The sequence below is a fragment of the Streptomyces sp. NPDC007346 genome, from assembly GCF_040703535.1.
In the GTDB taxonomy this organism is placed as follows: domain Bacteria; phylum Actinomycetota; class Actinomycetes; order Streptomycetales; family Streptomycetaceae; genus Streptomyces.
In genome coordinates, this window is record NZ_JBEYKR010000196.1 from 1 (window position 1) to 10,687 (window position 10,687).

Here is a 10,687-nt window from a genome sequence, read left to right on the forward strand (position 1 = left end):
CGGGACGCAAGGGAGTTCCCGGGCCGGCGGTGATCCGCCGGCCCGGGAACCGTGCAAGGGCCTACCGCTGGGCCCGTGCGCTGTTCGGGCTGCCGGTGACCGTGAACTGCGAGCCGGGCTCGATCAGCACATGGCCGTCGCGCGAGTCGGTGATCGTCACGTCGGTGAGCGTCGCGTTGCCGCGGGCGCCGCCCATCGCGAGGATGCCGGAGCCGTTGTTGGACTTGTCGATCCGGACGTTCTGGATCTTGACGTCCGGCATCAGGCCGCCACCCGTCTTGAACTGGATGCCGTCGTAGGTGGAGTCGATGATGTCGGTGTCGCGGATCGTGACGCCCGGGATCGGCAGGTTCTGCGGGAAGAGGGTGATCGCGCCGAACTCCTGGTCCTCGTTCCAGAAGGCTCCGCCGGTGCGGTACAGGGCGTTGTTGGCGATCAGCGTCTGCCCGGAGAAGGGCAGCGGGTCGTGGTCGGTCGCCAGCATGATGGCCGGGTAGTTCATGGTGTCGGAGATGATGTTGTTCTCGACGGTGTTGTCGTAACCGCCGTAGATCGCGATGCCGTTGGCGCGCCACGGCAGCTGGATCGTGTTGTTGCGGAAGCTGTTGTCGTGGGCGATGTCGACGGACTGGTCCTTGACGTACTTGCTGGACCAGATGGCGAGCGCGTCGTCGCCGGTGTTGCGGAAGGACGAGTTGTACACCGTCGAGTTGCGGGTGCCGTTGGCGAAGTTGATGCCGTCGGCGTAGGTGTTGCGGATCCGTACGCCGGTGAACTCGACGCCGTCGCCCGGGTTCCACAGGTCGGGGATGTTGTCGAAGTCGCGGCCCGCCCAGACGCCCACGTTGGCGTGCTCGATCCAGACGTTGCTGATCTTCGTGTCCTTGCCGAACCGGCCGTTGAGCGCGACGCCGCCCTCGTGGTCGCCGTCACCGCCGCGGATCGTGCCGGAGCCGAAGATCGCGATGTCGGAGATTTGCGTGTTGTCGTCGATGTCGAAACCGAAGTTGCCCTCGTGCGGGTGGTTGATCCCGCCCGCCTCGTGCGGCGGGGTCAGCGTGTAGAGCTGGGAGTGCCACATGCCCGCGCCCCGGATCGTCACGTCACGGATGCCCACCTGGTTCCACTGGCCCCGGTCGAGCGGGTCGTCGGTGAGGATCTTCTGCTCCTGACGCCACTGGCCGGCCGGGATCCACACGCAGTCGATCTCGCCGTTCTGGTTGGCCGTCACCGCGCGCTGGATCGCGTCGGTGTCGTCGATCCCGTCGTTCGCCACCGCGCCGTACGTCGTGATGGAGACGCAGCCCGACGGCTGGGAGGAGGGCGGGGCCACCTGCTCCAGGTCGATCAGGTCGATGATGTAGAACGCGGCGTCGTCGCCCGCGTCCCGCTGGAGCCGGAACTTGGTGCCCGCCGGGTAGGTCTGGGCGAGCAGCGCGTGCGACTCGTCGAACAGCCGCCGCGCGTCGCCGCCCGGGGTGTTGGTGAGCCCCTCCGGGCTGTCGGTGTTCCCGTACAGCCAGCTGTGCTTGGAGGAGAGGTCGAGCTTGCGGACGAACTGGCCGTCGGCGTAGAGGCTGATGGTCGCCTCGCGGCCGCCGCCGCCCGGGGCGTCGGGGATCGAGTTGCGTACGACGATCGAGTTCGACGCGTTGGTGGAGGTGAACTCCACGTACTCACCGGTGGCGTCGAGCCGCACCGACCGGCGGCCGGAGGACTCGGTGGCGAAGTTGGTGTGGCCGAAGGTGCGCTTGGCGTCCGAGGTGAGCAGGGTGCCCCGGTACGCGGCGTCCTCCGCCTCGTACTCCGTGTACGGTACGGCCGCGCCGCGCCCGACGACGATGGAGCGGGCGAGCACGTTGTTGGCCTCGTTGGTCTCCGCGACCAGATCGGTCGCGTCGGCCGTGGCGGTCAGCGTGGCTCCGCCGCTCGCCGCCGTCCAGCTGCCGCCGATGGCGACGTCCACCGTGGCGCCCGCGGGGACGGCCGGGGTCGTGCCGTTGAGGGTGGTGGAGCCCACCGTCAGCCGGGTGACGGTGCCCGCGCTCACCGCGCTGGTGCCGCGGTTGTGCACGGCCACGGTGAAGCCGACCGCCGCACCGACGGCCGGGTTGGACGGGGTGGAGGTGATGGAGCGGACCTCCAGGTCGGGGCCGGGACTCTGGCCCACCACCAGCGGGGAGGCGGTGGTGCGGCTGTTGTTGGTCTCGTCCGACTCGACGATCGTGTCGGTCGGGTCCACCAGCGCCGAGACGGTGTACGAGCCCTGCGGCCGCTTGCCGACCGCGACCGAGACGGGGGCCGAGGCCCCCGCGGCGAGCGGGCCGACCGGGGCGCTGCCCACGACCACGCCGCCCAGGCTCACGTTGACCGTGGTCGCGGCCGAGGCGGTGGTACCGATGTTGCGGACGGTCCCCTGGACGGTGATGTCGTCGGTCTCGGAAGGTGTCGCCGGGCTCCAGGACAGGGCGCTCACGGTCAGGTCCGGGTTGGGCGCGGGTGTCCCGAACACCTGGATCTCGGCGACCTGGGCCCCGGGCGCCCCGGTGTTGGAGAAGAACCGCAGCTGGAGGTCGGCGGCCCGGCCGCTGACCGGGACCGTCACCGTGTTCTGGTTGGTGGCCGGGTTGAACACGTGGCCGGCGCGAGCCTTGAGCGAGGTGAAGTCGCTCCCGTCCTGGGTCCGGCCCAGCACCTGGAACTCCTGGGTCCTGGTGGCCCAGATCGGGTCGGGGTTCAGCTTGATCACCACGGACTCCAGCTCCGCGTCCGCGCCCAGCTTCACCGTGAGGGCCGAGGGGAGTCCGTTCGACTCCCAGTAGGTGTCCACCTGGCCGTCGTTGGCGTTGCCGGAGGGGAAGCCGCCGTGCGATCCGTCGGCGGTGACGCTCTTGCCTCGGGCCAGGTCGGTCGCCTCAGCGGCTGCCGCCGAGACGGGCAGGAGGCCGACGGTGACCAGCCCGGCTATGAGCAGGCCGGTGATCGATCTTTCGGTGAGTCGTTTCCATCTCATGCTGCCCTCTACTTCCACAGGTATTTGAGCCATGCAGTCAATGTTTTGCAACCAGCAGTTGATAGATTTCTGGTCTGTTTCTGATTTGTCAACGGTTCTCGCATGCTCACGTCATCAGGGCATGCTGAGTGACGGCCCGTCAGGTCCCTGTCGGTGGTGCGTGGTTCAGGACAGCGCTGTGCCGTCCGCCAGGAGCAGTGCCAGGTCGGCCGCGGCCACGGTCACCGCCCCCGCCAGCGCGGCCTTGCGCCACCACCGGCCGAGCACCGGCCCCACGAGCGCCGCCGCACCGGCGAGGGCGAGGACGGCCGCGGACCGGGCGCCCACCGGACCGGGCGGGCCGAGCACCAGGACGGCCGTGGCCGCGAGGAGCGGCACCGGCAGCAGCAGCCGGGTCCCCGCGGGGCCGAGCCGGTGCGGCAGTCCCCGGATGCCGGTGGCCCGGTCCGCCTCGATGTCCGGGAGGGTGTCGCCCAGATGGGCCGCGCACCCGAGCAGCGCCCCCGCCGTGACCGTCCACCACCGGGGCCAGGGCGAGTCCGGCAGGCTGAGCGTCACCAGCGAGGGGAGCGCGGCGAATCCGGCCGCGTACGGGAGCCAGGAGAGCACCGTCGCCTTGAGCCACAGGTTGTAGAGCCAGGCGGCGGCGACCGCGGCCAGGTGCACCGTACCGGCGAGAAGGCCGCAGGCCAGGGAGAGCGGTACGCACAGGGCGAGCGCGACTGCCGCCGCACCCCACACCGTACGGACGGAGACCGTGCCCTGGGCGGCCGGCTTCCCCCGGCGGCCGGCCCGCGCGTCCCGCCCCGCGTCGAACGCGTCGTTGCACCAGCCCACCGAGAGCTGCCCGGTCAGCACCGCCGCCCCGACCAGGGCGAGCCGCGCCGGGGAGAGGCCCGCCCCGACGCCGAGGGCGCAGGCGAGCGCGGTCACCACGACCACCGGCCCCGGATGGCAGGCCAGAGCCAGCCCCGTCACGCGGCCCGGCCACCGGGCCGCCGGCGTGGTCGTACGCGCCCCGTCCGCGGCGTTCATCCGACGATCGTAGAGAGCTGTGGTCCCTCCAACACGGCAGCCGCGCGGTTCTTTTGCCGGATTTCGATCATTTTTGTGGGCAGGATGGGGTGATGACGTCCCCGACGCAGGAGCCGCAATGACCCGGATCGCCGCGGTCCACGGGGCCCTGCCGCCCCACCGCCACACCCAGCGCGAGGTCACCGACATGGTGGCCGGTACCTGTCTGCCGCCGGGCGCCGACCGCCGCGTCCTGGACCGGCTCCACGAGAACGCCCGCGTCCGCACCCGGCACACCGTGCTGCCGCTGGAGGGCTACCGCGACCTGGACGGCTTCGGCGCTGCCAACGACGTGTTCATCCGCTCGGCCGTCGACCTCGGCGGCCAGGCCGTACGTGGCGCCCTGCGCTCGGCCGGACTGCGCCCCACCGACGTCGACCTGCTGATGTTCACCTCCGTCACCGGCATCGCCGCCCCCTCCGTCGACGCCCGGCTGGTGACCCGCCTGGGCCTGCGCTCCGACGTGAAACGGCTGCCGGTCTTCGGCCTCGGCTGCGTCGCGGGGGCCGCCGGGGTGGCCCGGATCCACGACTACCTGCTCGGACGGCCCGACGACGTCGCCGTACTCCTCTCCGTCGAACTGTGCTCCCTCACCTTCCAGCGCCAGGACGTGACCCCCGCCAACCTGGTGGCCACCGCCCTGTTCGGTGACGGGGCCGCCGCGGTGGTCGCCCTCGGCGGGCGCCGGGCCGTCGCCGGACCCGAGATCGTGGCCACCCGCAGCCGGATGTACCCGGAGACCGAGCACGTGATGGGCTGGGACATCGGCTCCACCGGATTCAGCGTGGTCCTCGACGCGGCCGTGCCCGACGTCGTGCGCCAGTACCTCGCCGACGACGTACGGGAGTTCCTCGACGAACACGGCCTCAAGCCGAAGGACATCGCCCACTGGGTCTGCCACCCGGGCGGCCCCAAGGTGCTGGAGACCGTCACCGAGGTCCTGGACCTGCCCGACGGGGCGCTCGACGTCACCTGGCGTTCGCTGGCCGACGTCGGCAACCTGTCCTCCTCCTCGGTCCTGCACGTCCTGCGGGACACCATCGAACACCGCCGCCCCGAACCGGGCACCCCCGGCCTCCTGCTGGCCATGGGACCGGGCTTCTGCTGCGAACTGGTGCTGCTGCGCTGGTAGGAGGAGCCGCCCCGACGACCCGCCGGACACCCCTGGGAGAGAACGGCCCCGTGCCCCGCCGGACACCCCTGGCGGGGGGCGCCCCCGAGACCCGCCGGACACCCCCCGCCCCGCCCGTGAACTGGAGCGCCGCATGATCTGGTACACCGTCCTGGTGCTCGCCGTCGCCGTCGAACGCCTGGCCGAACTCGTCGTCGCCCGCCGCAACACCCGCTGGAGCCTGGCCCGCGGCGGAACCGAGGCGGGGCGCGGCCACTACCCGGCGATGGTCGTCCTGCACACCGCCCTGCTGGCCGGGTGCCTGGCCGAGGCGCACCTCGCCGACCGCCCCTTCCTGCCCGCCCTCGGCTGGACCATGGCGGCCGTCGTCGTCGCGGCGCAGGCGCTGCGCTGGTGGTGCATCACCACGCTCGGGCCCCGGTGGAACACCCGCGTCATCGTCGTCCCCGGGCTGCCCCTGGTGACCGGCGGCCCCTACCGGTGGCTGCGCCACCCGAACTACGTCGCCGTCGCCGCCGAAGGCATCGCGCTGCCCCTCGTGCACGGGGCGTGGGTGACCGCTCTGGTCTTCACCGGTCTCAACGCCGCCCTGATGGCCGTCCGGATCCGCTGCGAGGACGAGGCGCTGGCCCGCCTCCCGGTGGCGGACGTACGGGTGTGATCGACATCCTGGTCGCGGGTGGCGGCCCGGCTGGACTGGCCGCCGCGATCCGGGCCGCACAGGCCGGGCTCGAGGCGGTGGTGGTCGAACCCCGCCCCGCCCCCGTCGACAAGGCCTGCGGCGAGGGCATCATGCCCGGCGGCCTCGCCGCCCTGCACGCCCTCGGCGTCCACCCGGCCGGGCACCGGCTGCGCGGCATCCGGTACACCGACGGCCTGCGCGGCGCCCAGGCGGAGTTCCGGGGCGCGTACGGGCTCGGCGTACGGCGCACCGTACTGCACGCGGCCCTGCACGCGCGGGCCGAAGCCCTCGGCGTACGCATCGTGGAGGGCAAGGTCCGCGAGGTCCGCCAGGACCGGCGGACCGTCACCGCCGCAGGCCTGACCGCGCGCTGGCTGATCGCCGCCGACGGGCTGCACTCCCCGCTGCGGCGCGCCCTCGGCCTGGACCACCCCGTCCCCGGCCCCGGCCGCTACGGGCTGCGCCGCCACTACCGCACCGCCCCCTGGACGGACCTGGTCGAGGTGCACTGGTCCCCGTACGGCGAGGCGTACGTGACCCCCGTCGGCGAGCAGCTCGTCGGCGTGGCCGTACTGAGCCGCGACCGCCGCCCCTACGCCGACCACTTGGCCCACTTCCCGGCCCTCGCCGCACGGCTGGCCGGCTCCGAGGCCACGCCCGTACGCGGGGCGGGACCGCTGCGGCAGCGGGCGCTGGGGCCACGGGCCGGGCGCGTCCTGCTGGCCGGTGACGCGGCGGGCTACACCGACGCGCTGACCGGGGAGGGCATCGCCCTGGCCGTGGCCACCGCGACGGAGGCCGTCGGCTGCCTGGCCGCCGGTCGGCCCGAGGGCTATCCGGCGCGGTGGGCGCGGGCGACCCGCCGCTACCGGCTGCTCACCCAGGCCCTGTTGGGCGCCGCGGGCCGGCCCGCGGCGCGCCGGATGATCGTCCCGGCGGCCCACCACGCGCCCGTGCTCTTCCGCACGGCGGTCCGCGCGCTCCAGTGACTCCGGTGGCGGGAGGACGTCCGATCCGCCCCCGGGCGGTGGAACGGTGGTCGAATGGCGAGGCTCCGGGTTCCGTCATAACGTCGACCGGATGAACGCCCGTGTTCACCCGCCGACGCAGAGACCGACCGCCCCCCGGGGCGGCGCCCTCGCAACGAGAGACGAACCCACCCATGACGGGCTCCCACGCGACACCCGGCAAGGCCGCCCGGCCCGCCCGGCGGGGCCGGGGCAGCGGACCGGCACTCCTGGTCATCGCCTCGTGCCAGCTGATGGTGGTCCTCGACGTCACCATCGTCAACATCGCTCTCCCGCACATGCAGCAGTCCCTGGGCTTCTCGACAGAGAACCTGTCCTGGGTGGTCAACGCCTACACGCTGACGTTCGGGGGACTGCTGCTGCTCGGCGGTCGGCTCGGTGACGTCCTCGGCCGGCGCCGCGTCTTCATCTCCGGTGTGCTGCTCTTCGTGCTCGCCTCGCTGCTCGGCGGGCTCTCCCAGGAGTCCTGGCAGCTGCTGGCCGCACGCTCGCTCCAGGGCGTCGGCGGCGCCATCGCCTCGCCGACCGCCCTGTCGCTGATCACCACGACCTTCCGCGAGGGGCCCGAACGCAACAGGGCCTTCGGGGTGTTCGCCGCGGTCTCGGCGGGCGGCAGCGCGATCGGGCTGCTGGCGGGCGGGATGCTCGTGGAGTGGCTCGACTGGCGATGGGTCCTCTTCGTCAACGTACCCATCGGCCTGCTCATCGCCTCGGCCACGCCCCGCTACATCCCGGAGTCCGAACGCCACCCGGGCCACTTCGACCTCCTCGGCGCCCTCACCTCCACGGTCGGCATGGTGCTGCTGGTCTACGGCTTCATCCGCGCCTCCGAGGACGGCTGGAGCGACCCGCTCACCCTCGGCTCCTTCGCCGTGGCGCTCGTGCTCCTGGCACTGTTCATCTCCGTCGAGACACGCTCCCGGCAGCCGATCACCCCGCTGTGGATGTTCCGCGACCGCAATCGCGCCGGGACCTACGCGATGATGCTGAGCCTCGCCGCGGCGATGTTCGGGATGTTCTTCTTCCTGACCCTCTTCGTGCAGAACGTGCTCGGCTTCAGCCCGCTGCGGGCCGGACTCGCCTTCCTACCGGTCAGCGCCGTCATCGCGGTCGGCGCCGGCCTGGCCTCCCAGCTGCTGCCCAGGTGGGGGCCCAAACCCTTCATGGTGACGGGCGCGCTGCTGGCCGCCGCCGGACTGGGCTGGCTCACGCTGACCGATGTCCACAGCACCTACCTCGGCTCCATCCTGGGCCCGATGCTCGTCTTCGGCTTCGGCATGGGCATGCAGTTCGTCTCCCTGACCCTGATGGCGGTCTCCGGAGTCGCCCCGAAGGAGGCGGGCGCCGCGTCCGGCATCCTCAACGCGACCCAGCAGGTCGGCGGCTCCCTCGGGCTCTCCATCCTGGTGACCATGTTCGGTACGGCCAGCCGCCACGAGGCCACCGACCAGGTGCCGAGATTCCTGGAGGAGGCCACCCCCGCCCAACTGCTGCGGTTCCGCAGGACCGGCGAGCTGCCACCGCCCTGGGGCGACGAGGTCCTCACCTCGGGCGTCTCCAGCGCCTTCGTCGTCGCGGCCTGCTTCGCCGTCCTCGCCGCCCTGGTCGCCCTGCTCGTCATCCAGGTCCGCCCCTCCGACCTGGCCCGGCTCCAGGGCGGCGCGACGCCGGGGGAGACGGTTCCCGGGGAGCTGCCGCCCGGAGGAACGACCCCCCTGGAGAAGGGCCCCGGGGGCCGTTCCTCCGGGACGACAGCCCCCGGGGAGGGCGGCGACGCTCCCCGCACACCACCGACACAGTGAAAGGGCCGCACAGCCATGGACTGGACCCTCGAAGTGATCGTGCTCCCCGTGACCGACCTCGACCGGGCCCGCGACTTCTACCGGGACAGGCTCGGCTTCCACGTCGACATCGACGGCGAGGTGATGCCGGGCGCGCGCGTCGTCCAGCTCACCCCGCCCGGCTCGGGCTGCTCGATCGCCCTGACCGACGGCCTGCCCAACCCGACGGGGGACCCGCGGCCGGGCACGTACCACGGCCTCCAGCTCTGCGTCACCGACATCGACGCCGCCTACGCGGAGCTCGTCGCCCGAGGGGTCGAGGCCTCCGAGCCCCAGCGGTACGCCCCCGAGGACGGGGCCACGTTCCTGTACTTCACCGACCCGGACGGCAACGGCTGGGCCGTACAGGAGTACCGCCGCCGACTGACCGAACCCCTGCACCAGGTTCTGGCCGACCTGGCGGCGAGAGGGGCCGGGGAGACGGCGGACTGAGCCGCTCGTCCCCTTTGTCGCTCGCACGCCCGCCCACCACGGCCCGCACCGCCTGCCGCGGTGGATCGTGCCGCCCCGGTCCATCACAATGCTCCCCGTATCACCGCAGTGATCCATGAACACGAGGGAGCAGCATCCAATGGCCGGCAACGCAGACATGGTGGCCTTCGTCCGGGCGCGTCTCGCCGATGAGGAACAGGTCGCCCTGGCTGCCGGCGGGGACCGATGGCGGTGTCCGGCGGATGTACCCGGCGAGGTCCACGACCGCAGAGGCGGCGTCGCGTTCACCGTGCGGGACCGCGGCTTCGACCAGCACATCGCCTTGCAGGACCCCGCGCGCACCCTGGAGCGCATCGAGACGCACCGGGTGCTGCTGGGTGAGTACGTCGAGGTCGCGGAGCTGGACACCGACCGCCCCGCCCAGGACTTCCGCTCCGGCCGGGCGGTGGGGCTGGGCTTCGCCGTACGCCAGCTGGCCGCCGAGTACGCCGGGCACCCGGACTACCAGGCGCGGTGGCTGCCCCGGTTCATCCAGTAGGGGGCGCGGCGCGCCGGGAACCAGTAACTTACTCCCAGGTAAGCCGAGTTCCCGGCCCTCAGGGCCCCGCTGCCCCGCCGCCTCACGCAAGGAGACCCATGTCCCTCCGGACGCGTTCCCCCCTGCTGCTCGCCGGACTCATGGCGGGAGCGGGGGCGCTCCACCTCGCCGTCCCGAAGGTGTTCGACGCCACCGTGCCCCGGGTCCTGCCCGGGACGCCCCGGACCTGGACGTACGCGAGCGGGGCGGTCGAACTCGCTCTGGCCGCGGGCCTGGCGCACCCCCGCACGCGGGGCGCCGCCGCCCGGGTGACCGCGGGCTTCTTCGTCGGGGTGTTTCCGGCCAATGTCCAGATGGCCGTGGACTGGCGCCACCGGCCCCGGCCGCAGCGGGCCGCCGCCTTCGCCAGGCTGCCCCTTCAACTGCCGCTGGTCCTGTGGGCGCGCAGCGTCGCCCGGGGTGCCGACGCGCCCTGAACGGGGCGCAGTCGGTGTGGTTCGAGCCACCTGGCCGAAGGAAGATCCACAGCAAAATGGCGTTGCTCTCTGGTGAGGAGTGTTCCTGCCGTGTAGCGTCGCTCGAAGATGTCGTGGTTCGCAGTACCTGCCCGCGCCTGGCGCGGGCGTTTTGCTGTGCAGTGCCTGAGAACCAGGGCGATCACCTCCGGGTCCGCGCGGTGCGGATCCGTTTACTGCTGAGAGGTACAGGCATGGCCAGCGGAACCGTCAAGTGGTTCAACTCGGAAAAGGGCTTCGGCTTCATCGCGCAGGACGGCGGCGGCCCCGACGTCTTCGCGCACTACTCCAACATCAACTCCACCGGCTTCCGTGAGCTCCAGGAAGGCCAGGCGGTGACCTTCGACATCACCCAGGGCCAGAAGGGCCCGCAGGCGGATCCCGAGGCGATGGCCACGGGCGATATTCGCGAATATTCTCGTGCGCGAAGCG

Annotated in this window: 10 protein-coding genes; 8 read left to right on the plus strand and 2 right to left on the minus strand. The window is 72.3% G+C overall.

Annotation, left to right across the window (positions count from 1 at the left end; all coding sequences use genetic code 11):
* Window positions 1-61 precede the first annotated feature (61 nt).
* Both AB0917_RS31415 and AB0917_RS31420 read right to left on the minus strand, forming a co-directional pair.
* Complete coding sequence (locus AB0917_RS31415; RefSeq protein ID WP_366823096.1) at window positions 62-3,013, minus strand: CARDB domain-containing protein; 2,952 nt, start codon at window positions 3,011-3,013, stop codon at window positions 62-64.
* 165 nt (window positions 3,014-3,178) lie between these two features.
* Window positions 3,179-4,048: a UbiA family prenyltransferase gene (locus AB0917_RS31420; protein WP_366823097.1), complete on the minus strand. Its 870-nt coding sequence runs from the start codon at window positions 4,046-4,048 to the stop codon at window positions 3,179-3,181.
* A gap of 118 nt (window positions 4,049-4,166) precedes the next feature.
* Here AB0917_RS31420 and AB0917_RS31425 point away from each other — a divergent pair, with 118 nt between their 5' ends.
* The 8 genes from AB0917_RS31425 to AB0917_RS31460 form a co-directional block, all read left to right on the plus strand.
* Window positions 4,167-5,219, plus strand: a complete 1,053-nt coding sequence (locus AB0917_RS31425) for a 3-oxoacyl-[acyl-carrier-protein] synthase III C-terminal domain-containing protein (RefSeq protein WP_366823098.1) — start codon at window positions 4,167-4,169, stop codon at window positions 5,217-5,219.
* A gap of 133 nt (window positions 5,220-5,352) precedes the next feature.
* The gene (locus tag AB0917_RS31430) at window positions 5,353-5,880 is read left to right on the plus strand and encodes an isoprenylcysteine carboxyl methyltransferase family protein (protein ID WP_366823099.1); all 528 of its coding nucleotides are present in this window, start codon (window positions 5,353-5,355) and stop codon (window positions 5,878-5,880) included.
* A complete protein-coding gene (locus AB0917_RS31435; protein ID WP_366823100.1) occupies window positions 5,877-6,890 on the plus strand; it encodes an NAD(P)/FAD-dependent oxidoreductase in 1,014 nt (337 codons plus the stop codon). The genes AB0917_RS31430 and AB0917_RS31435 overlap by 4 nt, the downstream gene beginning before the upstream one ends.
* A gap of 173 nt (window positions 6,891-7,063) precedes the next feature.
* Window positions 7,064-8,731, plus strand: a complete 1,668-nt coding sequence (locus AB0917_RS31440) for an MFS transporter (RefSeq protein ID WP_366823101.1) — start codon at window positions 7,064-7,066, stop codon at window positions 8,729-8,731.
* Between the two features lie 15 nt (window positions 8,732-8,746).
* The gene (locus AB0917_RS31445; protein ID WP_366823102.1) at window positions 8,747-9,202 is read left to right on the plus strand and encodes a VOC family protein; all 456 of its coding nucleotides are present in this window, start codon (window positions 8,747-8,749) and stop codon (window positions 9,200-9,202) included.
* A gap of 139 nt (window positions 9,203-9,341) precedes the next feature.
* Window positions 9,342-9,740: a DUF6221 family protein gene (locus AB0917_RS31450; RefSeq protein WP_366823103.1), complete on the plus strand. Its 399-nt coding sequence runs from the start codon at window positions 9,342-9,344 to the stop codon at window positions 9,738-9,740.
* 98 nt (window positions 9,741-9,838) lie between these two features.
* Window positions 9,839-10,216: a hypothetical protein gene (locus tag AB0917_RS31455; RefSeq protein ID WP_366823104.1), complete on the plus strand. Its 378-nt coding sequence runs from the start codon at window positions 9,839-9,841 to the stop codon at window positions 10,214-10,216.
* Window positions 10,217-10,449: 233 nt separating this feature from the next.
* Window positions 10,450-10,687 (plus strand): cold shock domain-containing protein (locus tag AB0917_RS31460; protein ID WP_366823105.1); only part of this gene is annotated, 238 nt, incomplete at its 3' end.